Below are 24753 nucleotides of genomic sequence, written 5' to 3'. Positions count from 1 at the left end.
AACGCAGCTAGAAACGCAGCAACGTCACAAGCAGCACGACCAGTCCCACGGCCGTAACCGAGACACTGACGGCCAGCTCACGATGGATCAGACCACTTTGCAGCGCGCGGGCGCGATCCCCCAAAGCCCGCACACCTGCCACCAGGGCGAAGATCAGGCCATCGATGCGGCGCTCGTCGCTGGCGCGCGCCAGCCGCGCCACCGCGAGCCCGGCCTGGCCGACATTGAGGACGGCTGCATACAGGCGACCTTCCAGCCACTCACACCCCCGGGCAACGGCCATTGCTGGCCTCCCGACCCAGACCGTAAGCCCGCCGCCAACGGCAAGTCCGCGTCGTGCCCACGGGTAGACCGGCCCTAGCAGGCGGGGAGCCGGCACGAGCCAGCCCAGGCCCAGCCCACTCGCGGCAGCAAGGAGCCCAAGCAGCACGGCCACTGTGCCTGCGGTGACGGCGGGCAGATCAAGAACTGCCTCGATGGGGCCGAAGGCCAGGCCGAGGGTAGTGGCAGGGACCACCAAACCCCAAATGCCCACGCGCATCCAGGCACTACCAGCAACCGGTCGGGTTTCGCCGGAGCCTCGCCACAGCAGGCGCAAGGCCCGGGCCATATAGCCGCCGGTCAGCAGGGTACCGGCCAGCGCCAGGGGGCCGAGCCAGGCGGCGCCCTGCGCAGACAGGGCGGCGGCGATTACCGCGTCCTTGGAGAAGAACCCGCTCAGTGGCGGAATACCGGCCAGTGCCAGCGCCGCCAACGCAAAGCCGGCAAAAGCCCAGGGTCTGGCGCGGCCAACGCCCTCCAACTGATCGAAACTGGTACCCCCGCGGGCATGCTGGAAGTCGCCGGCGGCAAGAAACAGGGTGCTCTTGATGGCGGCATGGGCGAGCAAATGCAACAGGGCAGCCAGCGGAACCCCGGCGCCGACCGCGACCAGCATCAGGCCATATTGACTGGCAGTGGAAGCCGCGAGCAGGCGTTTGAGATCACGTTCGGCAAGTGCAATGACCCCGGCTGCCACCGTGGTAACGCCACCGACAAGTCCAACGGCGAGCAGGACCTCGGGGCTCAGCAGCGGGGCCGAACGGATCAGCAGGATGGCGCCCGCCGCCACCAGCGTGGCCGAGTGCAGCAGCGCCGAGACCGGTGTCGGCCCCGCCATGGCACGCATGAGCCAGTCCTGCAAGGGGACCTGGGCAGACTTGCCCATGGCGGCCAGCAGCAACAAAAGCCCGGCGGCGGTCGATGCACTGCCGCCGGTCTCCAGGGAGGCGGCAATCTCGCCGGTACCGGCCGACCCAATCAGCATAAATACCGCCACGTACAAACCCAGATCGGCGCTACGAGTGTAGAGGAAAGCGCGACCGGCGGCATCCGCGGCCTCGGGTCGCTGGAACCAGAAGCCAATCAGCAGGTAACTGCACAAACCGATCAATTCCCAGGCCGCCAGCAACAGAACCCAGTCGCCGGACAGCACCAGCGCCTGCATGGCGGCCAGGAACAGGGACATCAAGGCGTAGAAGCGGCACAGGCCGGACTCCCGCTTCATATAACCGACTGCATGAATCAGCACGAACGTGCCCACGGTGGCCACCGCCACCGCCAGCAGCGCCGTCAGCGGTCCGGCGACCAGTCGAAGTGGCATTTCCGGCAGACCGGGCAGAAGCAGGGTTTCGGCCTGACCGCCGGCGACCCGGGCCAGGAGCCAGAGACTTCCTGCCAGGCTGAGCGTTGCGCCGGCCAGGGCCAGCGCAGGTCCGCCCCGACGCAGTATCAGCACGGCCAAGGCGGCGAGCAGGGGTGGCAGTACCGGCAGCACTACGGTACTCATCCTTTAAGGTCCCCCGCTTCTTCCATCTCTACCGAGCCCCTGGCCCGGAAGCGTGCGATCGCGACGCCGAAGCCGACCGCCATTTCAACCGCCATGACCGTCATTACCACCAGCGCGAACATCTGGCCGGAGTAGCTCTCGGGATGCAGAAAACGCCAGAAGGCAACCAGGTTCACCAGCGCGCCCGCGAGAATCAGTTCCACTCCCATCATGATCATGACCAGATTGGTCTGGGACAGCGCACCATAGACGCCGACGCCGAACAGGATCGCGCCGGTCACAAGCGCCAGGATCAGGATCAACGTCATTCCGAGGTCTCCTTGGTTTCCGTGCCGCCGTTACCGGACAAGGTATACACCGGTATCGCCACCGCCGTGGCCGCGATCATCGCGGTCAGGATAGTGATACCGGCGGTTTCGAAGATCAGCATAGAACGTCCCAGCAACTCAATGCCCAGCGCCCGTGTCTGCATCTCGGCATCCGGCGCCTCGACAGTCACCGGCCCCCAGTCGGCCAGAAGCGCGACCGCAATCGCTGCGCCGCCAGCAACCACCCCGGCGCTTATTGAAAAGCGCTTCTGGTGAGTCATCTCCATGCCGCCGAGCCCGCCTGGGTCCATCATGAACATCACCATGAAAATCGCCATGATGCTCATCTCCGTGGCCATCATCATGATCTGCAGCACGCCCAGGAATTCGGTCTGCATCGCCAGGAACATGCAGCCGACGGCAGTCTGAGAAAACAACAGCGCCAGCGCGGAACGCACCATGGACGATGTGCGAAACACCACCACGCCGAAGCCGATGGCGGCCAGCCCGAAAACGGCAACAAAAAAAGCCTGAGCGTACATTATGGAACCACCAGAACCAGTAAACCGACAACAATGATATTGAGCAGTGCCAGGGGAATCCCCAGGGTCCAGCACCACCGCATCAGATCCGCCTCGCGAATGCGCGGCAGATAGCGACCGGCCAGGAGCATCGACACGGCCACGGCCAGGGTCTTGATCAGGCTCCAGGCCCAGGGCGGCAGCAGCGGCCCGTGCCAACCGCCGAGGTAGAACACCGTGGTCGCGGAAGCCAGCGTGATCACCAGCGTCAGCCTGGCCAGGCGCAACACCCCCAGGCGCACGCCGGTGTATTCCGCGTCCACACCCCCGCCCAGTTCCCCGGGTGCGGTTGGCAGATCAAAAGGCGCACGAAACGCCAGCGCCATGGCGGCAATGAAAAACAGCACGAAACCAAGCGGCTGATAGACAATGTTCCACAAGCCGTCTTGGGAGCCAACGATCACCGTGGTCACCAGGGATTCGGCGCGCATCGCCACCGCAGTGATGGGCATGACAATAAGCATGGCGTAGGCGATGAGCTGGCCAAGGAATCGCCAGCCGCCGATCATGGCGTAGGCGCCATTCGGGCCCCAGCCGGCCATGATCAGCGCCACCAGCACATAGGCAAGCGCCGCGTTGATGAACAGCGCACCGGTAGCCAGATCCGCGATCACCAGGGTCGGCGCCAGCGGCAGAACCGCCGCGCCAAGCACCGCGACGATCAGCAGTAGCACCGGCGCCGTCTCGAAAAAGACCCGGTCCGGCGTGCGCGGTACAATGGATTCACGACCGAGGTGCGCCAGGCCGCTGAGTAGGGGCGCGGCCGGACGCAGGCGGCCCGTTGTCGTCCAGCCCTCGACCACGGCGAGCAGCCAGACGCTACCAAGCAACGCAAGCAACACGATGACGAAGTTCACGAGATCACCTCCCAGGGCGAAAGGTCAAGTGATCCGACCGCCACCAGTGCGTCGCCCAGTTCCCGGCCCTCGACAAGCTTTGCGACCAGGCCGATATGGTGACTGCAGGCGGTGTCCAACCTGTAGGATTTCACCTGGCCGTGTTCCAGAATCAGGCTCAGTTGAGCCTCGCCGCGCGGGGTTTCCACGGTGGCCTCACCGGTGCCTGATCCACGCCCGATGTTTCGCAAAACAGGTAGCCCCGGCTCCCCGGTTGCCTTGATGTAGTCGAGGCTCGTGATGATTTCGTCCAGGCGCTGCCACAGGCGCGCCCAGGCATCTCCGGCGTCGTCAGCAGCGCGCGCCACGGGGCCACTCAGGCCCGCAGTGCCCGATGGCAGTACGCCGATCCCCTTCAATCGCGATTTGAGCAAAGGCGTTCGCCCAAGACGAGCCGCCAATGCCTGCAGAGCGGGCGTCAGTTCCACAAGCCGTTTTCCACTGGCGCGGCGGATCTCCAGTTGCAGGGTTGCGGCACGATCCGTCAACCAGGCGAAGCCGAGCTGGCGCCCCGTTTGCGCCAGCCAACCCAGGTGACTGGCGATGCGCTCACATTCAAGCGCCACAGCCCGGGCCTGATCGGTTGCCGAATCGTTCTCCAGACCAGCCGCCCGCTCGATTGCCAGGCAGGCCAGCAGTCGGTAGCTCACGCTGGCCAGTGGCATGGCCGACGCCAGGCGCTCGATAAAGGTCTCGGCGCCGATCTCCTTGCCTTCTTCACTCTCATTGATCATGCCCACCAAGGATGTGGCCTGTCCTTCTGTTACGCCGTCACCGTCAAGAGTCAGCGTCAACTTGAGCCCACCAGGCAGACCGGGGAAAACCGGACCGAACGGCACCTCCATCCAGTCCATCGCCAACCCGTCGGCGCTACGAGGCAGGTCCTTGGTCACTTCAATCATGGACATGAATCCCGAGGCGCCGTGGTCATGACCACTATGATCATGACCACTATGACCGTGACCACCATGATCATGGCCGCCATGTTCGTGGCTATCATGACCGTGCCCACTGTGATGGTGGCCACTGTGATCATGCCCAGAACCTTTCTCCTCCGCGTCGCCGTCGGACTCACCGTGCTGGTGCTTGTGTCCGTGATCATGATGGTTTTCGTGCGAGTGCTGATGACCCTCGTGCTGCTCATGATCGTGCTCATGCGAATCATGATGGTCATGGCAGTGACCATGATGGTGTTCGTGTTCATGGTGTTCGTGCTGCTGCGCATGATCATGATGCTGGTGTTCGTGCTCATGGTGCCGGTGCTCGCGATGATCGTGCCCATGGTCATGCTCGGGGGCCGGCTCCCCTGCCTCCCGGGCGACCAGGTCCATGCCACACTTGGGGCAACTACCCGGCTCGTTCTGGACAACTTCCGGGTGCATGGGGCAGACATACTCTATCCTGGCGTGCAGAACAGGGGCGTCGAAATCCTCGGGGGAGTCTGAGAATGCGCCCTTGGCCAGCGCGCGCTTCAACCAGTCAACCGCGTCGATCAGGCCGGCTTGCGAAACACCCGCGGAAAAATCAGGGTCCGGTAGCGTTGACGGCGTCTGTCCGCCCAAATTGACAATGGCTCGCGGCCTCGGCATCTGCGCATAGAGCACCGCCACGGCCTCGTTCATTTTCTCTGAAAGCTCGCCGATAATCAGGAGCATGCTCGCATCGCGAGGTGTCGCGGTGATGCGCATACCTGCCGCTGTCACATCCAGGCCATGGGACAGTGCCACTTCAGGCCCCGGGACGATCAGGCAGCTCAGGTTGCCCGCGAGGGCCCGGGAAACCCACTTCTGAAGTACCGTGAACCGCTCCTGCCGCTGGCGCGCGCCCGTAATGCTCATTGTCGGGTCAGAAGTCATTGCCGCCTCAATGCCCCCTGACTCCAGCCGTAGAGCAAACCAAGAAAGAGAATGGCAAGGAACACCCCCATGTCATACAAAGCAACCAGCCCTACTTCCCTGTATACAACTGCCCAGGGGTACATAAATGCCATTTCCATGTCGAAGGCCAGAAAGAGCAGCGCGTAGCCGTAGTACCGTGCGTGATAGCGGCCCCAGACCGGGTCCCGTGACAACACTCCGGAACTCGCTGGCACGTCCTTGCCCGGCTCCCGACGCGTCGGGCCCATGGCACGGGCAATCCCAAACAGGGCCAAAACCGTAGCTGCGATGCCAAGCACCAAGGCAAGCAGCAGACCGTACTGCTCCAAAATACTCATCATCCAATCCTCAAGTCGCGCAACGGAGTCTGCACTCCGATAGCGTTCTCCAGAGACAAGATCAATATGCCCTTAACTCGCTTCTTGGTTCCGCATGGGCGAACCGTACTTCCCGAGCAAACAGAGGCTAAAAACTCACCCTCAGATATCCTTACTCCAGTCCATGATGCTTCCCTTCATATACCTTGACGTTCCTTATCTTGCCTCCCTCATTGAGCAATTCGAAATCATTTCCAGACAAAGGCTTTATCTTGTTACAAGAATAGTCGCGACCATAGACAGATGTGCAAAATTTACCGTCTTTGACCTCCCATCTTCCGATATAGTGGGTAAGGTTTCCCTGCTGTTCGCGATATTTGGTCATTCCATAGATCGAACCATCAGGATCATAGTACTCATGAAAAGTTCGAGTGCGAAAATTGTCCTGAGCATCTCGGAATTCCATTTGCACCGTGTTTCCGACGACAACATCTGCGACATCTTCGCCAGAAAGAACTTCTTCAGCGTGCAAAAATGGCGCTTGCAAAAAAGTCAAAAATACGAACAGTTTAAAATTTATTGCTTTCATCTGGTTATCTCCCAGTTTCTTTCAATTATTGTGATCACACGAACAACAGCCTTAAGTCGTATCGTAGGATTGTGAAGAAAGCTCAATGTATCAATTGCATTACAACAGTCCACTTATTTTCCACTCCGCTCAACTGGCCAGTCACTAAAAGCGATGAAGTAGAGCAAAACCAGATTGACGATGGGGATAAGTATCAAGACCCCCATCCAACCCGGATAGCCCGTGCGCTGGCAAATACGCCAGGCCGGGATGACGACTACGATGGCAATCACCAGCATCCACAGCCAGTGCCCGGCCCACATGGTGTTGCCAAACATGTTTTCCCCCATCGTGATACTGCCCTCCATGTTGAATTCCGATTACTGGTGACCGTGAGCATGGGATTCCTCGTGGCCGTTTTTTTCGGCTGCTGCAGCCCTTTTCAGGAAAAGCTGCCCGGATACCGCGATCACGATCATCGTGACAACCGCCACGCCAATGACAAACGGGTCGGTATTCAGTTTGACCCAGACAAAGCCGCCCAGCACGAGCAAATCCAGACCGATGGCCGTTGCCGGCACCCACGCCCTGGCCTTCACATCGTCGCGCAGGTAGCGAAGCACGCCCCAATGGATGGCAATGTCCATAACCAGGTAGAACACGATACCCAGGGCGGCAATCCGGGAGAGGTCAAAGAAGGCTGTCAGAGCCAGCCCCAGGACCACAGTGTAGACCAGCGTGTGCTTCTGGATGCTGCCCGGCATACCAAAATGACGGTGAGGGACCAGTTTCATTTCAGTCAGCATGGCAAGCATGCGCGAGACAGCAAAAATGCTGGCCAGAATGCCACCGGAGGTGGCCGTCATGGCAATGGCGACCGTGAACCAGAGGCCATAATCCCCCAGCGCCGGACGCGCGGCAGCCGCAAGGGAGTAATCCTGGGTCTTGATGATTTCCGCCAGGGACAGGTTGCTGGCCACGGCAAAACCGACCAGGGTGTAGATCACCACGCAGGCGGCAATGGAAATAATGATGGCGCGACTCACGTTCCGGTTAGGGTTTTGCACCTCGGAGCCGCTGTTGGTGATGGTGGTGAAGCCCTTGAAGGCCAGTATTCCGAGCGCCGTCGCACCCAGGAAATTGCCTGCGGTTCCGGCCTCGCCCGGGCTTGAGAAATCCACCGCCAGGCTGTCGGCAATCCAGACACCCACCAGCCCGAAAACCAGTATACCGCCGATTTTCAGAAACCCGATAAAGGAAGCCACGCCCTGAATCATTCGGTTACCGAGCAGATTGATCAGAAACGCCGCCAGGATCAGCGACACACCCAGAATGGACACCATGCGACCACTTTCATCACCACCGAACAGTTGCATGGTGTAGGAACCGAAAGTACGCGCGAGGAAGCTCTGGGCGATCACCATCGAGAAATACATCAGCAAGGCGTTGAACGCGGTCGGCAGCCGATTGCCATAGGCTTTGTAAAGGTACATGCCAATGCCCCCGGCTGAGGGGTAGGCATCAGAAATCTTGATATAGGAATAAGAGCTGAAGCTGACGATCACCGCAGCCGCCAGAAACGCCAATGGGAAAAGAACACCGGTCATCTGCGCCATCTGCCCGGTAAGTGCAAAGATACCGGCGCCGATCATGACGCCGGTACCGAGCATAACGGTTCCCGCGAGTGTGAGACTGCCTTCCTTATAACGAGTGGTTCTATCTTGCTCCCTGCTCATTTAACCTCCGGTTATTTTCGTTTCATGGGCGGGATCTTTGAACAGCAAAACGGATCATGCTTGGCATTGGCACGAACGTTGTCATCTGTAAATCGATACCACGCCAGCTTCCTTTGAGCCCACCACCCCGCCTTCAACCGGCCACCATGTGCTCCAATCACCTCCAATAACTCGTCGGTAGACCAATGAGTCCCATCGAAGGTAACGTCTAACAGATTATTTGGCTTGCGTTCGGCAAAATCAACACAGGGGTGATGATTGAGTTCGTGAATAAAGTCAGACCATTCACTCTCTTCAAAACCTTCCACGACAAGTTTCCGTCGCAGCAGGAACTGTTCCTGGTTCGATGTTTTATGTGCTTTAGTCATGGCGGGCCCCTCTTCGCCTTATCATTTCCCCTCAATGACAACATGCGGACCTGAACTGCGACTGAAAATCAGTGAAGGTTTTCGATGAAATTGACGTACATCATAAAATAGAGCCAGGGCAACCCCTGGCTCCTTATTCATTCCGATCAGAACGAGATGCGGGCACCGACGACTGCGAACCAGTCTTCTGTGCCACCGCCTTCGGCTTTAGCGAGATCTGCGGTATCACCGTACTTGCGCTCATGCACCACGCCCACGTAAGGCGAGAATGCGCGATCGATCAGGTCATAGCGTAACCGGAGCCCAGTTTCGGTGGAAACCAAGCCTTTGCCCACGCCAATTTCCTCATCCTCGCTGAATGCTACCGTCGCATCCAGGGTTGCAGACAGGATCCAGTAATTGGTGAAAAGCAGCTCGTATTCCGCGTCGATTTCGGCAGACGTATCACCATCCTTGCTGGCATACAGGTTGGCATCGACTTCAAACCATTGTGGGGCAAGCCCAGCGACACCCAGCACGGCATAAGTGCGATCCGGCCCTTCAGGGGTGTCGAAGCGAACACCCGCTTTGGCGTCGAAGAACTTGGAGATGGGGATCTGGCCGACCAACTGGTTTTCCAGTGTTTCGTAGGCCTGTTCCTCTATCTCGTATTCCCCGGTTGTGAGCAGCCGGACTTTGAACTCGTCGGTGCCATAGAAGGCATCCGCATCCCAGACGCCCAGTTCCTCATCATCATCGCTGTATCGGTACTCAAACTCCTCAAATTGAACACCCCAGGCTGTGAGCGGTTGTTTACGAGCGGTGGTATCGGAAATCATTTCCTGAGCTATCACCGTCGTTGAGAAACCAATAGAGGCAAGGAAACTGACTGCGGCAAGTGATCGAATACAGCTCATGCCTCACCTCCATCTTCAGCAACGACGCCTGTCTTGGCCTGCGTGGACTCAGGGCCACCCTCAACAATCACCTTGCGGAACATCCCGGCAGCCGCATGGTAAGAAAGATGGCAATGGAACGCCCATTGGCCTGGCTCGTCAACCTCGGTTTCCATGTACACCGTAGTGCCCGGGTTCACGCTAACGGTGTGTTTGATCGGGTTCCACTGACCTGCGCCAACATCAAGGATGGACCACATACCGTGCAGGTGCATGGGATGAGTCATCATGGTTTCGTTCACAAACTTGAAACGGACCCGTTCACCATATTTGAGACGAATGGGATCCGCGTCTTCGTATTTAACACCGTTGATACTCCACGTGTAGCGCTCCATATTGCCGGTCAAACGAAGCTCGATCTCCCGAGTCGGTTCGCGGTCTTCGTACAACGGGTCCTGAGCCTTCAGATCAGCATAGGACAGGAACTTGCCACCATTGGCCGCCGTCGGCACAACGCCACTGCCCTTGGCATAGAAGGGATCGCTGGGACCGCCTTTTCCCATCGCCATGGAACCATGGTCCATGCCGGACATGTCAGAGTGATCCATTCCTTTCATGTTGGAGTGATCCATTCCTTTCATATTCGAATGGTCCATGCTGCCCATGTTTGAGTGGTCCATTCCGGACACACCTTCTGAGCTGCCCATATCCATGTTTCCATGATCCATGCCTGCCATGCTGCCATGGTCCATACCGGGCATACCGCCCATATCCGCCATGGTCAGTCGGGCAGCTTCACGCAGTTGCGGCACGGCCGCTTCCATACCCTCTTCGGGGGCCAGTGTTGCCCTCGCATAACCGGAACGCCCCATGGATTCAGCAAAAATGGTGTAGGCCTGCTCATCTTTCGGACGGACGATCACATCGTAGGTTTCCGCCACACCGATCCGGAACTCGTCCACACTAACCGGCTGAACGTTGTTGCCATCTGCCTGCACAACCGTCATGTCCAGACCGGGGATCCGGATATCAAAGTAAGTCATCGCCGAAGAGTTGATAAAACGCAGCCGAATGCGTTCGCCCGGCTCGAAGATCCCTGTCCAGTTTTGGCTTGGTCCTTTGCCGTTGATCAAGCCCGTAAAGCCATGGATATCCTCAACGTCCGCTTTCATCATCCGCATGCCACCCCAGGCCATACGGTCACTGACGGTGTTCATCAGGCCATTTTTTGACACGTCCGAGAAAAACTCGCCCACAGTTTGCTGCTCACGGTTGTAATAATCCGACATCATTTTCAGGTTGCGCATGATGCGGTCACCGGAATGGGGGTGTTTATCGGTCAGCTGCACCACGTATTCACGATCGTAGCGGAACGGTTCACGGCCCTCGGGCTCAATGACAATGGCGCCATAGGCTCCGTCTGGCTCCTGAAAACCAGAGTGGCTGTGGAACCAATAGGTGCCTGCTTGCTGGATAGGAAATTCATAGGTGAATGTTTCACCCGGCTTGATACCTGGAAAACTGATACCTGGCACACCATCCTGGTCGAAGGGAAGGATCAGTCCGTGCCAGTGGATCGAGGTCATCTCGTCCAGGTTGTTGGTTACGTTGATCCTGACATTTTCACCTTCCTTGAAGCGCATCACCGGTCCCGGAGATGCACCATTGTAGCCGATACCTTCTTTCACGAAATCGCCGGTATCAATTTTAACCCGGTCAACCGTCAGGCCGTATTCACCGGCCATGACCATGGCCGGCATCAGCAGGGTCAAAAGCCCTGTCAAAAGGCGTATCTTCATCTGTTTTATTCCCAACTGCACTTCATTGGAGCTAGGCTGGAAAGCCTTCACCAGCCCTTGCAATCGTGCGGCGCTCAGCACACTGTATTATTCGAAATTTACGTCACCGTACATTCCTGACTGGTAATGGCCCGGCACGTTACAGGCAAATTCGATATTGCCTTTATCAGAGAACTTCCAGACAACTTCCTTGCTCTGCCCGGGTTCCAGTAAGACGCTGTTGGGATCGTCGTGTTTCATGGAATGGCCATTGCCCATATCCATGTTCATCATGTCGTGATTCAGCTTGCCGCCCTGGATCACGCCATGCTCCACCATCGTCATCATTTCCTTCTGATGGGCTTCGTGCATATCCGGGGTGCCGATGTTGAATTCATGGACGAGGTTTCCCTTGTTCTCCACCACGAAGCGAACGGTTTCACCCGGCTTTACACTGATTTCTTCGGGCTCGTAATAGTTGTCGTACATTTCCACGGTGATGGTGCGAGCGACCTCGGAAGCCTTTCCGGGCTCTCCGCTGCTAGCCCCGTGCCCGCCACCGTGGACTCCTGCGGCAAAAGCACCCGCTGACATTGAAAAGGCCACACCCGCTACCAACAACTTTGATACATTCATACCATCTTCTCCTGTGAAATCGTTCAGCAACAATTAATTGTATTTTCAGGACACTTGATCAATGTCCAGAATCGTTACATAAGATCGCTTACCAACCTGAATTCTTACTGAAAATTCAAAAAAATTTATTTAGGCTGAATTCAGGACTACTAAAGACATTACGTTGAATTCACAGTCGCCGCTCAGCAAAAAGGAAAAAAAATGCGTTTACTACTGGTTGAAGACGATCAGATGCTCTCAAACAGCCTTTTGCATCAACTTGAAAAATCGGGGTTCAGCGTGGACCCTGCGTATACGGCAAAAGAAGCAATAACTCTGGGTGAACAGGAAGATTATCGGGTCAGCATCTTGGATCTGGGGCTGCCCGACGGCAACGGTTTAGATGTTTTAAAAAAGTGGCGCGCAAAGAACATTGCCTTTCCCGTACTAATCCTGACAGCGCGAGATGACTGGCATGATAAAGTGGCTGGACTAAAGGCAGGGGCAGACGACTACCTCGCAAAACCTTTCCAGACCGAAGAGTTAATTGCACGGCTGAATGCTATTGTTCGCAGGAGCGAAGGGAGAACACATTCATTGGTTAAGGCAGGCCGCTTTGTGCTGGATGAAAATCGTCAATGCTTGTCGGTGGACGATGGAACTGAACATCCACTTACCGGCACAGAGTTTCGTCTTCTGCGCTGCCTGATGAGTAAGCCGGGCCATGTCTTTTCAAAAGACCAACTGCTAGAGCAGCTTTACAGTCTCGAAGATAGCCCAAGCGCGAACGTTATCGAGGCATATATTCGGAGGCTGCGAAGACTGGTGGGAAATTCCACAATCTCAACCCGACGTGGCCAAGGCTATATGTTCAATGACAACGTTTAAGAAACCTTCCTCTGTAAAAGGCACCCTGCTTGTAATACTGCTGCCCGCAGGTGTTGCCTTGATGGCAATAGCCTGGTTTGCACATGGTGCTCTGCTCGAAAGAATGTCCCGTGAATTTGTCACGGACAGGCTGAAAGAGGAGGTTTCGTTTTTAGAGCATCAGATTCGGGACAGTGACGGAGCCTTCGACGGACTCAAGACGGGCGATTACTTTCAGCGCGTATTCCACCATGCTTTTGTTCAACACTCCGATTCCAGGACCATCATTTCGCCAGAATCATGGAAACCGCTACTATCGCCGCTCATCAAATCGGAAAAAGAGGGCACGATTCGGGTCGAAAATTCTGAAATAGCAGGGGCCCCAACGGACATATTGGCATATCGGAGTTCCTTCATCGCAAACGAAAAACCGTTTGTTGTTATCGTTGCAGAAGACCTCGGCGCATTGAAGAATAGCCAGGCAGAGCTACATGCATGGACGGCAATCGCATCTCTTTTACTTATCTCGCTAATGGTTTGTGCAATCTGGCTCGGCGTCAATTTGTCCATGCATTCTGTCACACGACTCAAGGCGTCACTGAAAAGACTCCAGGATGGGAGCGTCTCGCGTATAGATATGACTGTCCCCGAGGAGTTCCACCCTCTCGTCGAACAGTTGAACCAGCTGCTTGACTCACTTGATCAACGATTGGAGCGCTCGAGGAATGCGCTGGCAAACCTATCCCACAGCGTTAAAACTCCGATTGCGTCTGTCCAACAAATTCTCAGCGACACTTCTACGCCGCTAGATAGCGAGTTAAGGCAGCAAATAGCTGCGCGTCTCGGGGATATTGACAAACAACTTGAAGCTGAAATGCGCCGCAGCCGGTTTGCTGGGCCGCAGGTAGGAAAAAGCTGCTATCCAGTAGAAAAAGCACGGGACCTTCTGTGGATGATGGGAAGACTATACCCGGCAAAATCATTTGAGTTATCAAGTTCTCTCCCAGAGAATAGCCGTTGGCCAATTGTAGAATACGACCTATCTGAAATACTGGGGATCGTGCTGGACAATGCGGGGAAGTGGTCACATAGAGAGGTGGAGCTAATATTGGAACAATGCGGCCCCTCAAAACGAATTGTCGTGACAGACGATGGTCCCGGCGTTGAGGAAGCTGAATTGAGCAAGCTTGGTCAACGAGGATTAAGGCTGGACGAACAGACTCCGGGCCACGGGCTCGGCCTTGCAATCGTTCAAGACATTGTTAGCCGGTATGGCGCAAAGATTGTCTTTTCCAATCGCCCACGAGGTGGATTAAAGGTCACGATTGAATTTTGAATTCACGGAAGTTAAAGAGCGGGTTGTCGCGTCTGAAAACTCTGATAACTCTACCCTTAGCAAGAACCAACGCAGTCAAACAAGTACGATTTGCCACATAACCGCACTGACCTGACGGTGGCAACCATTCAGCTGGACGATGCTTCACTCCTAGGAAGCGACAACGATTGACCGAAGGTCGGTGTTTCCAGTTTGCAGCCCAAAGAGACTGAGAAGTTTATTGACCATTTTCGATTGCAGCAAGCTGACGTAGGCCTCAGAGTAGAGCAGGCGACGCCTGCTTGGCTGCGTACTATCTTTAACGTGATTTGGACGGGAAAGATCGACTATCCATGGCTATTAGCTTTTATGAAAAAGGGGAGCTGACCTCTGGCTTCCACGGTTGGCGAGTTGTTGCCACCATCCGAGGCAAACGCTATCAGAAGTATTTCTCTCTTAAGAGGCCGAACAACAGAATTACTCAAGAACTCTGGTACCAGTATCAAGAGACCAGGGCCAAGTACTATGAGGCCCGTTACATGGCCCGCTCCGCAGCACTTCAATATCTGGATTTCATTGGAAAAGACCATCCCTCAACCCTCCCCTGTCGCGGTGTTGGCTTCCAGGGCATCACGCTTGGCATCGGAAGCGGGAAAAGTGCTGCACAGGAAACCTGCTATTTCTCCGTAAACAAACGAGGAACTGCTAACAAATTCTACATAGATGAGCGGGCATCTCTATCTCAGGCCTGGGAGCATGCCGTAAAACATTGGGGAGAAGTGTTCAATATCCGACCCAAAGACATAGCTAAAAAGCTCGAACAGGTTCCCAGTCCTGATCAGTTCAAATCGCTTCGAAAACAACTGAACAATCACGAGGGCTGCGACTATCAAGCCAGCGTCCTCCATCATGTTTACGCCGAACAACGTAGCCAGCTGGAAAAACATAAGGCTAAGGCAACCACCAGAGGAACGCTCAACGAGGATGATCTTCTGGCAATGTACGCGAACCTAGAGCGCCAGGTGTCAGAGTTTCGGAATTAGATCTATTCAGTGTCTTGGCCGAAGGACCGGCCCAGCGCGTCCGGTTTAGACGAAAAAACCCTGACCATTGGCTGTCGTCCTTCCACGACGCCAACAATTCTGTCATGTCCGATGAAAGCCCCTACCATGTAGACACCGGGGCCAAGCCGTTTGTAGGGCTCAAGAATCATCGTTCGCCAAGCTTCGATATCCAATAGAACCGACTTTAACTCTAGAACTAATCGTAGAATCCTGCGGTCCGCCACGCCGAGCCAATGAGAAAGCTCAATATTATCTTCTGTAACGATGCCGACGGTTTCCATTGACGCAAACGCTTGAAGGGTGGCGTAGTCATATTGTGTCGGCGACGAAACTCCGTCCTCAGCTCGCTAATCCCGTTCACGTGGATTTCCAACTAGTAATGTCAGAAGGCAAATACCGTAACCTTTCCAAAGGCAATGCGGACAGTAACCGATGCTCATTGAGAGTGATGGAACACCTCTGACCCAAAACTGAATATTCGAACATTATTCTGATAATCCTGATTGACTAGGTCAAGATTGGGTCGATCAAAGGGTGCGAATTGTCACAAGCGGGGGTGGTGCCAAGTCTCTCCTTGGCGCGTCACACCACTGGGCAGGTGTCGCGTTTGCCTAGCATCCGTGCCGGCGTTGAGTCCCGGTCGTCCTGACCAGCTGACTCGGCCCCAACCCTATCATTGTCAATGCAGGATTCGTGTGAGATATATCTTAAAGCTGCGTAGGATCCTGAATTGGGCGTGGCGGCGACTGTCCGACCAGGGATGAGGAGGATTAACAATCAACCTGTTTCGCAAGGTAGGCTCTACCGACCTTCTTTGCATATCGAGTCTAATCTACCGACATATGCCTGAAGTCGTTAATTGAGAAAGACTCAGAAACAAGTTTAAACAATGAATCAGCCAACTGGTCATGCCGCTATAGCGTGGTCGGAAATTGACACAACAAATTATCCTGTGGTCGCAAAGCGAACATTCGAAGTAGCGCCCAGAGCACCAACTTTCAGCCGTAAAAGGTCACGGATCGTAGAGACTAAAAGCCAGCTACTGGGCCGTTTTCACAAACGTCAGCCTATCAAACTCGCCAGACACTAAGCGTCTGTTAAACAGAAGTATTTGAAGGCTTCTCGATCACTCTACCTTCAGATTTTGCTGGTATTGCAGCATTTGCTCCATCATCAGCTGCATTTGATCCATGCGCTCCTGCATCATCTGAATTTGTTGTTCGGTAGTCGGACCATCACCATTTTTTGGTTGGCTGCCATTCATCATATGCTGGCCCCCCATCATGCCCCGTTGGCCCCGCATCATGCCGGGGCCCATCATACCGTGATGCATAAAACCCATTTGCTCTTGCATCGCCTCTCTGTGTTCTCGCATCAATTGTTGCCGTTCTTGCGGTGAAGCTTCATCAGGAATGCGTTGCATCAGCTGGTTCATGTGGGACCAGTTCTGGTGCATCTGCTGCATTTGCTCCTGATCCATCATCATGCCAGGACCATGCCCTTGCCATGAGCCTTGATCACCATGCGCTAGCACGAATGCAGGAAAAACCAACAACGCAGCGGTTGCTGTAAGTCTTTTAAATGAAATCATAAAGTTTACCCCCGAAAAAAATTAGATGCCCACACCATCGCACTTATCATTGTAGATCTTTATCCAGACAAACGCCGATTTTGACGACTACTAGAGTAGATTAGTCATTGACCCTGTAGTAGCTACAGGGTTTTAAATGACATCATTTGCACGAGAACCGGAGCCGAGAAAATGAGCAAACCCTGCAATGGGCAGTGTGGCAGTGAAGACTCTGTCGTAGATGACAAGTTTCAGGGACGCGCCACCGCCGAAACAGGTAGCCAGCTAAGCACCTACAGAATACCAAAAATGGATTGTCCCTCGGAAGAGCGAATGATTCGAATGGCACTGACTGGCGTTGAAAACATTCAGTCGCTGTCATTCGATTTATCGGGTCGTACGTTGGAAATTATCCACCATGGAGAAACCGGTCCTATTACCAGCAAACTGGAAAACCTGGGCCTGGGCGCTTCCTTGCAGAGGACAGAAGACGCCAGCGCTGAATCCGTCAGAGCGGCTGAATCTTCTAAGGCCAACGAAAGCGAAGAGTCCGGCACTTTATGGATACTGCTGGCAATCAACGCACTGATGTTTCTGGTCGAGATGACGATGGGCCTGATCGCCCAGTCCGCTGGCCTGATTGCAGACTCGCTAGACATGCTTGCCGATGCCGCCGTCTACGGTCTCGCGCTTTACGCCGTTGGGCACGGCATCAAAATGCAGGTCAGAGCGGCGCATGTGGCTGGCATACTCCAGCTTATCCTTGCCGCTGGGGTACTGGTTGAAGTTGGCAGGCGCTTTCTGTTTGGCAGTGATCCCCAGTCGTCAATGATGATGGCCGTCGCATCTGTGGCCCTTATTGCCAACATCAGTTGCCTGCTCCTGATCGCCAAACACCGTGACGGCGGTGCTCACATGAAAGCCAGCTGGATATTTTCGGCCAATGATGTGGTTATCAATCTGGGAGTTATCCTTGCAGCCCTTCTTGTTGCCTGGACCGGCTCCAACTACCCGGATCTGGTTATTGGCGGTATTGTGGGAGGCATTGTACTCATTGGTGCCAAGCGCATCCTTGCGCTAAAAGGATAATTCGATGTCTGAAGACCGTTCTCGCTTTTTTACGCTCACTTTTCTCGGCTTTTCGGCACTTATAGCTCTGGCCGACCAACTTATTAAATGGCTCGTCCAGCAATCCATGGCTTACGGACAATCGGTTGAGATCACCCCTTTCTTTAATTGGGTGCACGTATGGAATAAAGGCGCTGCCTTCAGTCTCTTTGCCGATGGCGGTGGCTGGCAGCGATATTTTTTTATTGCGATAGCCATTGTCGTCTCGGCTGTTCTGGTCAAATTGATTCGGGACAGCCATAAGCGAACCGAAGCACTAGCCTATTCGATGGTACTTGGCGGTGCATTTGGAAATGTCATCGACCGAGTTTTTCGAGGCTATGTTGTCGATTACCTGGATTTTCATTGGCAATCCCGGCACTGGCCGGCGTTCAACCTTGCCGACGTGTTCATCGTCCTGGGCGTGGCCATGATTTTGGTCACGAGCTTCACAGCCGAGAAAGGTGCCGGGAATAACATGGAAAATCGCCAGAATGGCTAGTTTTCGCGCGGTCGCAACACTCGCTAAGCCCTCTGAGCCAGGCTTAGCGAGTGTTGCGACTACGTTTAATTGAACAGCAACGACCAAGGAGAAAACAATGGGCCACGAGCATGCTCACATGTCACCGGATACTAAGGATAAGAGAGTTGCAGTAGCTATCTGGGCGAACGGTATCCTAACCTTGGCTCAGATCGCTGGAGGGATCTTCGCTGGCAGCTTGGCGCTGATAGCCGACGCTATACACAACTTTTCGGATATGGCGTCACTATTTATCGCATTTGCGGCGCGGAAGATTGCACGCCGCCCGGCCGACTCGAAGATGACCTTTGGCTACGGGAGAATTGAGGTTGTTGCGGCACTCATAAATTACACCACTTTGATAATGATCGGGGCATATTTGATCTACGAAGGTGGCATGCGATTCATAGATCCCCCGGAAATCAAGGGGTGGTGGGTAGTTTGGCTTGGCATTATCGCATTGGTAGTGGATGGTTTGACCGCGCTGCTTACTTACTCCATGCAAAAGGACAGCGTCAACATCCGTGCGCTGTTTCTACACAACTTGTCTGATGCGTTTGCGTCAATTGCAGTCGTTGTAGGCGGCGCCCTGATTCTCCTGTACGACATGCGTTGGGTTGATCCCGCGATCACAATTGGTATCGCAAGCTATATTCTCTACCTGGGTCTAACGGAAATCGGCGGAACCATCCGGACACTCATGCTGGGTAGTCCATTGGATATCGACACAGATTCTGTCATCGAGGCTTTATCAAACGTAGAAGGCGTTTTAGACCTTCACCACGTACATTTCTGGCAGATGGGTGAGCATGATGCCTCCCTCGACGCCCATGTGGTGGTCGAAATAAGTGCCTGGAATGAACTTGAAAAAGTCAAGGGTGGGATAAAACGAACTTTGGAAAACGAGTTCGGCATCACTCATTCAACATTGGAGTTTGAACATCCTGATCACAGTCACAAAGATGCCCATACTTATGGCCATGGCTAGCAGGGCTGCTGAAAAGGGTACCGTGTGGCAGATATGCTGCGAATGGCCGACATTCCACTCGGTTACGAGCACGCCATGCGAGACGTAATTGAACGCCACCAGGTCTGGGCCTACCTCATCGCTGTTGTTTTCGGACTGTCTGTGGATTGGACATCGTCCCTCGGTGACAGTGTGCCGGATTACTTAATCTGGGGGTTGCTCGGAGTTCTGCTCTACGCCACATTTACTCAAACACCGTTGACCCACCTGTCTGATATGTTCCGGGACCGTCGGTTCATGGGTGCCTTGCTCACCGGAAATTTTCTGGTCATGCCGGCGATCACTGCCTTGCTGATATTGGCGCTGCCGGACAATGACGCGCTGAAGTTGGGAGTGCTTCTGGTATTGCTGATGCCCTGTACCGACTGGTTTGTCACCTTCACTCACCTAGGCAAGGGGGACAGCACCCGAGCCATTGCGGCAACACCGGTTCTGCTGATTGCTCAACTGGGTCTTCTTCCACTTTACCTCTGGCTTTTCATGGGTAATCAGTTCGACGTGAATCTTGAGCTTGGGCGGCACCTCCTGCCGGCCTTTGGCGGGCTGATTATTGTCCCGCTTATCCTGGCATTTCTGACTGAAAAATGGGCCGAAAACTCCAGAAAAGCCATCGGGTTCATTCGCTTCATGGGTCTGATGCCGGTCCCTCTGCTGACAGTCGTACTGTTCATCATCTCAATGACACAGGTCAGCCAGATCGACAGTACCGGCTCACTTATCTGGCCCTTGATGATTCTGTTTCCGGCCTATCTTCTAGCTGCGGCTCTGGTTGGAAAGGCTCTGCGCCGGGTCTTTCGATTACCGGTAGAAACCGGTCGCACCGTCATCTTCAGCCTAGGAACACGCAACTCCTTCGTGGTTTTACCTTTGGCACTGTCAATGCCAGAGGCCTGGGCTGTGGCCGTCGTGGTGATTGTCGTCCAGTCTTTGTTGGAACTGTTTGGAATGATGCTTTATCTGCGGTGGGTGCCTAGTCGGCTGCTACCGGACACCTGAATAATCTGAAACCCGTAAACTCATTTAAAATAGGAAAATCTCCCGTGCAAACCCGAACCCTGGTCATCAGTCTCCTTCTTTTTTGTCTGGTTGTCTTTGCTGGTGCTTTTGTTATTTACGATCGCTCCCAGGGCACTAATGAACCCGCCGTTGTTGAAAAAACGCCACTGGTGAGGGATTACTCTCCCGTTATTGGCCCTGAGGACGCGCCGGTAACCATTGTCGAGTTCTTCGACCCATCCTGCGAAGGTTGTCGCGCCATGAATCCCTATGTGAAACAGATTCAGGCTGCCTACCCGGACAACGTGCGTCTGGTACTGCGCTACGTATTGTTTCACAAAGGCTCGGAAGAGGCCGTCAGAATCCTGGAAACCGCCCGTGAACAGGGGGTCTATGAGCCGGTACTGGACGCTGTTATGGAAGCACAACCGAAATGGCACGATGATCCAAAGGTCGCCGCAGCATGGGATGCGGCGGAGTCAGCCGGACTTGATGTCGAAGCCGCTCGGGCCGGTATGAACTCACCCGAGATTGACGGCATTATTCAACAGGATGCTGCGGACGTTAAGGCGGTTGGAATTTCCGGAACCCCAACATTCTACGTTAACGGAGACACCTTGAGCCGCCTGGGGCCTCAGGAACTGTACGACCTGGTGACATCCAAGGTAGGGTCACTGAAATAACAACAAAACAACCGGCAACGCTATGTCACTGCTTGACTACCTTTTACCCTACGATTTCTCGCCGCTGACCATACTCAGCTACATGCTCGTGATGGGATTCTATGGCGTCGGGCTAATTCGGATGCCGGAACAGGACCGGCCAGGCTCACTGCGGATCTTTGCGTTCACCCTGGGGGTACTGATCTGTTATGCGGTGATGCAGACCCGCTTCGATTACTACGCACAATACATGTTCTTCGTCCATCGGGGTCAGCACCTGATTCTTCATCATATCGGTCCGATCCTGATCGCCCTGTCCAACCCTTTACCGGTCATGCGGTTCTGGTTCGCAAAAATCAGCCCGGGCTGGAGGCATACATTGAGGCCTCTGGGCTGGGTCTATAACGTTCTGCAACAGCCTTTTATCGCCCTTTTCCTGTTTGTCGGGCTTATCTATTTCTGGCTGTGGCCATCAATCCATTTTGACGCCATGCTCAGCCGGGATCTGTATTGGGTCATGAACTGGAGCATGTTGCTGGATGGCCTGCTGTTCTGGTGGTTGATCTTTGATCCAAGACCGCCGGCGATCACCTCATCGCTGGGGTATGGCAGACGCATGTTGGTTCTGGCCGCCGCAGGTGTGCTTCAGATGTTTCTTGGGGCGTGGATCGTGTTTTCACGTGACATGGTCTATGACGTTTACGAAGTCTGTGGCAGGGCCTGGCCGCTGGACCCGGAAGTCGACCAGCTACTGGGAGGCATGCTGACCTATATTCCTCCGGCCATGATGAGCATTCTTGGCATTCTTCTGATGCTCCGGCGAGCCATGCATCAGGACGGAAAATATACCAACCAATCCAAACAACTTGAGGAAACAGCGTCATGAGAACTCGCTTCTGGCGACAGCGCACCAACATCATATCGGCGACCTTAACGCTGATAGCAGCCCTATTGCTGACTGGTTGCTTTGGCAATGACGAGGAAGACTGGAACGGTAAAAACATCAGTGGCTTGATGCCTGAGCTGGAATTCGACCTGATCAATAGCCAGGGCAAGTCTGTATCTGGCGATGATTACAGTGGCCGCGTGAGAATGCTGTTTTTCGGGTTCACCTCGTGCCCCGATGTTTGCCCGACCGCCCTGCAAAAACTCAATCAGGCAACCAGTGGCCTGGACCCCGCGCTTCAGGATGAAGTACTCACTTTGTTCGTGAGTGTCGATCCGAAACGTGACACGCCTGAGCGTCTCGCAAAATACGTGGATTTCTTCGGCGACAATATTGTAGGACTCACTGGAAAAGAACCCCAGCTTCGTGAACTGGCAAAACGATATAGAACAACCTTCGGTTATGACGAACCTGCCGCTGATGGAAATTATGCGGTGTCACACAGCAGCGCGATTTATGTATTTGATCGCGAAGGTAACCCCCGCCTCTTAATGCGGCCCGATCTGAGTAGAGAAGAAATTCGGCATGACCTCGTTGCTCTTATTCAGGAGGATGCCTGACTGAATAGACTGTCCCAACTCGAATTGAGACAGTCCTGGTTGGCGGGCACATACAAAGTGGTTAAGCAGAGCCGGAGAGTGTCTCGATAATTCGGCAGTCCATAATAACTCCGCCGTCACAACACGCACTCAGTCTTTCCAACTCGTGTTCCATTGCATGTAGATCTTTCAGTCGAGAGCGCACTTGAACCAGTTGTTGTTCAACTTTGGCGTCCACACCCGCACAGGACTCCTGCTGACGATCCGCCAGTGAAAGCAGTTCACGAATATCGTCAAGGCTAAATCCGAGCCCGCGGCTTCGTCGAATAAACAGCAGCCGCGAATGATCCTCTTCGGAGTAGAGACGATAGCCCGACTCCGAGCGGGTCGCTTTCGGCAACAGTCCAATTTTTTCGTAATAACGGATGGTCACGGGCTTAACGCCCGTATCATCAGCTAGCCGACCGACCGTGTTCCTTTTTTCGCTCATCGCTATTGACCTTATAGTTACTATAACCACCAGTGTATCGATGTATTGCACGTTTTAGGAGGGTTCGTCGTGGACAGCTGCTGTGAAAACAAGGCCGGTGAACTGGCACAATTGCGAGCGAGCCAAAGCCGGGTGCTTTACATTGCGCTTGCCATCAACGCAGTGATGTTTGTGGTGGAATTCAGCGCCGGCTGGATTGCAAGCTCTACCGCGTTGCTGGGCGATTCGCTGGATATGTTTGGCGACGCGTCTGTCTATGCACTGACACTGTTCGTGCTGGACCGAAGCCGTCGCGCGCGTGCCGGAGCGGCTTTGTTCAAAGGCGGCTTTATGCTGTTGTTCGGGCTTGTTGTTGTCGCCGATGCCATCCGCAAGCTGGTGATACAGGAAGTGCCCGCCGCCGAGTGGATGGGCGCTGTCGGCGCTCTTGCCCTGTTTGCAAACGGCGTTTGTTTTGTGTTGCTCTACCGTCATCGTGCGGACGATCTCAATATGCGTTCCACCTGGATGTGTTCCAGGAACGATCTGTTCGCCAATAGCAGTGTAATCATTGCGGCAGGATTGGTCGCCCTCACCAATACCCTCTGGCCGGACATCATTGTGGGCCTCGCCATTGCTGCGCTATTCCTGCACTCCGCTTGGCAGGTCATCCGTGAGGGTATGGAGGAATGGCGTGCCGGTGGGGCTGAAACCGCCGATAAATCGAGCAAAGATGAAGGCGATACCGCTGGAAACAGCTGCTGCTCTTCTTCGCAAAGCACTTGTGCCAATGAATCCAGAGAGCCATCCCGGTGACCACCAATAACCGGGTGATTCCATGGGGGCTGCTGCTGTCAGCCTGGCTACTGGCGGCGGGGTCCTCGCTTTCAGCCATCTACATCGGGGAAGTTCTCGGGCAGGCTCCGTGCGTTCTGTGCTGGTTTCAGCGCGCCTTCATGTTTCCGTTGGCGGTGATTCTCGCAGTCGCCTGCTACTACTCGGATTTTAACGTTTGGCGCTACGCTATGCCGCTGTCTGTCATTGGCTCCCTGTTCGCTCTAGCCCACTCACTGCTTTATGTGGGGCTCATTCCACAACCCATTCAGCCCTGCACGGCCACTGGCCCGTCCTGCTCGGGTGACGGAATGACGATATTTGGTGGGCTGCCGCTTCCGTTTCTATCGCTGGCCATTTTTGTTGCCATCATCATTCTGCTCTTGCTTATCCGTCGGAGAGTTCATACATGAATCGTCGTGCCATCTTTGTTGTCGTGTGTCTCGTGCTGATCGCAGCCTTTTCAGCCGCCGTCCTATTCAAGCCACAGCCCCAGCAGCCTCAAAAAACGGCCACCACCGGCGAAAAGTCTGTTGCCGCTGCCGAACCGATCGCGAACCAACAAGCATTGGTACGCTTCCATTCGCCCACATTCGGGCCTGCCGACGCACCGGTGATCATCGTTGAGTTTTTCGACCCCTCCTGCGAAGCCTGCCGGGCGTTCTACCCGATCGTGAAACAGATACTTGCTGAGTATCCAGGCCAGGTGCGGCTTGTTTTGCGGTACACAATGTTCCATCAGGGTTCCGAGGAAGTCTCCAGAATTCTGGAAGCAGCTCGCCTGCAAGATGTCTATGAACCGGTGCTGGAAGCTGTGTTGGAGGTGCAGCCGGCCTGGCACGACGACCCGAAGGTTGCCAAGGCATGGGGAGCGGCCGAGGCAGCCGGTCTGGACCTGTCCCAAGCCCGTGAGGATATGCAATCCGAACGGATAAGCGCCATCCTTGATCAGGACATGCAGGACGTCAAAACCATCGGTGTTCGGGGCACCCCGACTTTTTTCGTGAATGGCCGCCAACTCACGGAGTTTGGTCCCAAACCGCTACTTCGTCTTGTTCAGGAGTCGCTCCCAGACGCACAGAAATAGTCG

At 54.9% G+C, this 24753-nt stretch carries 29 protein-coding genes; 13 read left to right on the top strand and 16 right to left on the bottom strand.

Going from position 1 to position 24753, the window contains the following annotated elements; genetic code table 11:
• Positions 1–7: 7 nt before the first annotated feature.
• The 13 genes from AC13E3_RS03405 to AC13E3_RS03345 all read right to left on the bottom strand — a co-directional run bounded on the left by AC13E3_RS03405 (position 8) and on the right by AC13E3_RS03345 (position 11768).
• Positions 8–1828, bottom strand: coding sequence for an NADH-quinone oxidoreductase subunit 5 family protein (locus tag AC13E3_RS03405; protein WP_008169449.1), 1821 nt, complete (start codon positions 1826–1828; stop codon positions 8–10).
• The gene (nuoK, locus tag AC13E3_RS03400) at positions 1825–2136 is read right to left on the bottom strand and encodes an NADH-quinone oxidoreductase subunit NuoK (RefSeq protein ID WP_008169448.1); all 312 of its coding nucleotides are present in this window, start codon (positions 2134–2136) and stop codon (positions 1825–1827) included. Before nuoK ends, AC13E3_RS03405 begins: the two co-directional genes overlap by 4 nt.
• A complete protein-coding gene (locus AC13E3_RS03395) occupies positions 2133–2678 on the bottom strand; it encodes an NADH-quinone oxidoreductase subunit J family protein (RefSeq protein WP_008169445.1) in 546 nt (181 codons plus the stop codon). The genes nuoK and AC13E3_RS03395 overlap by 4 nt, the downstream gene beginning before the upstream one ends.
• Complete coding sequence (locus AC13E3_RS03390) at positions 2678–3547, bottom strand: complex I subunit 1/NuoH family protein (RefSeq protein ID WP_227548929.1); 870 nt, start codon at positions 3545–3547, stop codon at positions 2678–2680. The genes AC13E3_RS03395 and AC13E3_RS03390 overlap by 1 nt, the downstream gene beginning before the upstream one ends.
• Before the next feature lie 23 nt (positions 3548–3570).
• On the bottom strand, positions 3571–4515 hold the full coding sequence (locus tag AC13E3_RS03385) for a Ni Fe-hydrogenase III large subunit (RefSeq protein ID WP_482901703.1): 945 nt from the start codon (positions 4513–4515) through the stop codon (positions 3571–3573).
• Positions 4516–5465: 950 nt separating this feature from the next.
• The gene (locus AC13E3_RS03380) at positions 5466–5831 is read right to left on the bottom strand and encodes an NADH-quinone oxidoreductase subunit A (protein ID WP_199452674.1); all 366 of its coding nucleotides are present in this window, start codon (positions 5829–5831) and stop codon (positions 5466–5468) included.
• A gap of 148 nt (positions 5832–5979) precedes the next feature.
• A complete protein-coding gene (locus AC13E3_RS03375; protein ID WP_139043634.1) occupies positions 5980–6396 on the bottom strand; it encodes a hypothetical protein in 417 nt (138 codons plus the stop codon).
• Between the two features lie 113 nt (positions 6397–6509).
• Positions 6510–6743 carry a hypothetical protein gene (locus tag AC13E3_RS03370; protein ID WP_008169431.1) on the bottom strand — a complete coding sequence of 78 codons (234 nt, stop codon included), beginning with the start codon at positions 6741–6743 and terminating at the stop codon, positions 6510–6512.
• 12 nt (positions 6744–6755) lie between these two features.
• The gene (locus AC13E3_RS03365) at positions 6756–8111 is read right to left on the bottom strand and encodes an APC family permease (protein WP_081467483.1); all 1356 of its coding nucleotides are present in this window, start codon (positions 8109–8111) and stop codon (positions 6756–6758) included.
• Positions 8112–8122: 11 nt separating this feature from the next.
• Complete coding sequence (locus AC13E3_RS03360) at positions 8123–8479, bottom strand: hypothetical protein (RefSeq protein ID WP_008169428.1); 357 nt, start codon at positions 8477–8479, stop codon at positions 8123–8125.
• A gap of 146 nt (positions 8480–8625) precedes the next feature.
• Positions 8626–9375 carry a copper resistance protein B gene (locus AC13E3_RS03355; RefSeq protein ID WP_008169426.1) on the bottom strand — a complete coding sequence of 250 codons (750 nt, stop codon included), beginning with the start codon at positions 9373–9375 and terminating at the stop codon, positions 8626–8628.
• Entirely contained in the window at positions 9372–11153 is a 1782-nt protein-coding gene (locus AC13E3_RS03350; RefSeq protein ID WP_008169424.1) for a copper resistance system multicopper oxidase, read from the bottom strand. The genes AC13E3_RS03355 and AC13E3_RS03350 overlap by 4 nt, the downstream gene beginning before the upstream one ends.
• Before the next feature lie 87 nt (positions 11154–11240).
• Positions 11241–11768 carry a cupredoxin domain-containing protein gene (locus AC13E3_RS03345; protein ID WP_405418133.1) on the bottom strand — a complete coding sequence of 176 codons (528 nt, stop codon included), beginning with the start codon at positions 11766–11768 and terminating at the stop codon, positions 11241–11243.
• Between the two features lie 201 nt (positions 11769–11969).
• Here AC13E3_RS03345 and AC13E3_RS03340 point away from each other — a divergent pair, with 201 nt between their 5' ends.
• The 3 genes from AC13E3_RS03340 to AC13E3_RS03330 all read left to right on the top strand — a co-directional run bounded on the left by AC13E3_RS03340 (position 11970) and on the right by AC13E3_RS03330 (position 14972).
• Positions 11970–12635, top strand: coding sequence for a response regulator transcription factor (locus tag AC13E3_RS03340; protein ID WP_053113967.1), 666 nt, complete (start codon positions 11970–11972; stop codon positions 12633–12635).
• On the top strand, positions 12622–13950 hold the full coding sequence (locus AC13E3_RS03335; protein ID WP_405418130.1) for an ATP-binding protein: 1329 nt from the start codon (positions 12622–12624) through the stop codon (positions 13948–13950). Before AC13E3_RS03340 ends, AC13E3_RS03335 begins: the two co-directional genes overlap by 14 nt.
• Positions 13951–14282: 332 nt before the next feature.
• Positions 14283–14972 (top strand): hypothetical protein, encoded by a 690-nt coding sequence (locus tag AC13E3_RS03330; RefSeq protein WP_008169416.1) that lies wholly within the window; start codon positions 14283–14285, stop codon positions 14970–14972.
• A 2-nt stretch (positions 14973–14974) separates the two neighbouring features.
• On the opposite strand, the gene AC13E3_RS03325 is transcribed toward AC13E3_RS03330, so the two are convergent.
• Together AC13E3_RS03325 and AC13E3_RS03320 are read right to left on the bottom strand one after the other, a co-directional pair.
• Positions 14975–15274, bottom strand: a complete 300-nt coding sequence (locus AC13E3_RS03325) for a hypothetical protein (RefSeq protein ID WP_008169415.1) — start codon at positions 15272–15274, stop codon at positions 14975–14977.
• Between the two features lie 845 nt (positions 15275–16119).
• Positions 16120–16584, bottom strand: a complete 465-nt coding sequence (locus AC13E3_RS03320) for a hypothetical protein (RefSeq protein WP_008169412.1) — start codon at positions 16582–16584, stop codon at positions 16120–16122.
• A gap of 171 nt (positions 16585–16755) precedes the next feature.
• Between AC13E3_RS03320 and AC13E3_RS03315 the strand changes: the two genes are divergently transcribed.
• From AC13E3_RS03315 to AC13E3_RS03285, 7 genes are all read left to right on the top strand, one after another.
• Positions 16756–17652 (top strand): cation efflux transmembrane domain-containing protein, encoded by an 897-nt coding sequence (locus tag AC13E3_RS03315; RefSeq protein ID WP_039881754.1) that lies wholly within the window; start codon positions 16756–16758, stop codon positions 17650–17652.
• A 4-nt stretch (positions 17653–17656) separates the two neighbouring features.
• On the top strand, positions 17657–18172 hold the full coding sequence (gene lspA, locus AC13E3_RS03310) for a signal peptidase II (protein ID WP_023011862.1): 516 nt from the start codon (positions 17657–17659) through the stop codon (positions 18170–18172).
• A gap of 97 nt (positions 18173–18269) precedes the next feature.
• Entirely contained in the window at positions 18270–19178 is a 909-nt protein-coding gene (locus AC13E3_RS03305) for a cation diffusion facilitator family transporter (protein ID WP_008169406.1), read from the top strand.
• A gap of 33 nt (positions 19179–19211) precedes the next feature.
• The gene (locus AC13E3_RS03300; RefSeq protein ID WP_206769037.1) at positions 19212–20213 is read left to right on the top strand and encodes an arsenic resistance protein; all 1002 of its coding nucleotides are present in this window, start codon (positions 19212–19214) and stop codon (positions 20211–20213) included.
• Positions 20214–20257: 44 nt separating this feature from the next.
• Positions 20258–20896: a DsbA family protein gene (locus AC13E3_RS03295; protein WP_053113381.1), complete on the top strand. Its 639-nt coding sequence runs from the start codon at positions 20258–20260 to the stop codon at positions 20894–20896.
• Positions 20897–20918: 22 nt separating this feature from the next.
• Complete coding sequence (locus tag AC13E3_RS03290) at positions 20919–21761, top strand: cytochrome c oxidase assembly protein (RefSeq protein ID WP_023010648.1); 843 nt, start codon at positions 20919–20921, stop codon at positions 21759–21761.
• On the top strand, positions 21758–22381 hold the full coding sequence (locus AC13E3_RS03285; protein ID WP_058341922.1) for an SCO family protein: 624 nt from the start codon (positions 21758–21760) through the stop codon (positions 22379–22381). Before AC13E3_RS03290 ends, AC13E3_RS03285 begins: the two co-directional genes overlap by 4 nt.
• 61 nt (positions 22382–22442) lie before the next feature.
• On the opposite strand, the gene AC13E3_RS03280 is transcribed toward AC13E3_RS03285, so the two are convergent.
• Complete coding sequence (locus AC13E3_RS03280) at positions 22443–22850, bottom strand: MerR family transcriptional regulator (RefSeq protein WP_008173636.1); 408 nt, start codon at positions 22848–22850, stop codon at positions 22443–22445.
• A gap of 69 nt (positions 22851–22919) precedes the next feature.
• Here AC13E3_RS03280 and AC13E3_RS03275 point away from each other — a divergent pair, with 69 nt between their 5' ends.
• From AC13E3_RS03275 to AC13E3_RS03265, 3 genes are read left to right on the top strand one after another with little or no spacing between them, the layout of a single operon-like run.
• On the top strand, positions 22920–23645 hold the full coding sequence (locus tag AC13E3_RS03275; RefSeq protein ID WP_008173639.1) for a cation diffusion facilitator family transporter: 726 nt from the start codon (positions 22920–22922) through the stop codon (positions 23643–23645).
• Complete coding sequence (locus tag AC13E3_RS03270; protein WP_008173641.1) at positions 23642–24076, top strand: disulfide bond formation protein B; 435 nt, start codon at positions 23642–23644, stop codon at positions 24074–24076. Before AC13E3_RS03275 ends, AC13E3_RS03270 begins: the two co-directional genes overlap by 4 nt.
• Positions 24073–24750 (top strand): DsbA family protein, encoded by a 678-nt coding sequence (locus AC13E3_RS03265; RefSeq protein ID WP_008173644.1) that lies wholly within the window; start codon positions 24073–24075, stop codon positions 24748–24750. Before AC13E3_RS03270 ends, AC13E3_RS03265 begins: the two co-directional genes overlap by 4 nt.
• The last annotated feature ends 3 nt before the right edge of the window (positions 24751–24753 follow it).

This window comes from Marinobacter sp. L-80 (genome assembly GCF_056859395.1).
This window is presented reverse-complemented; position numbering and strand designations above follow the sequence as displayed.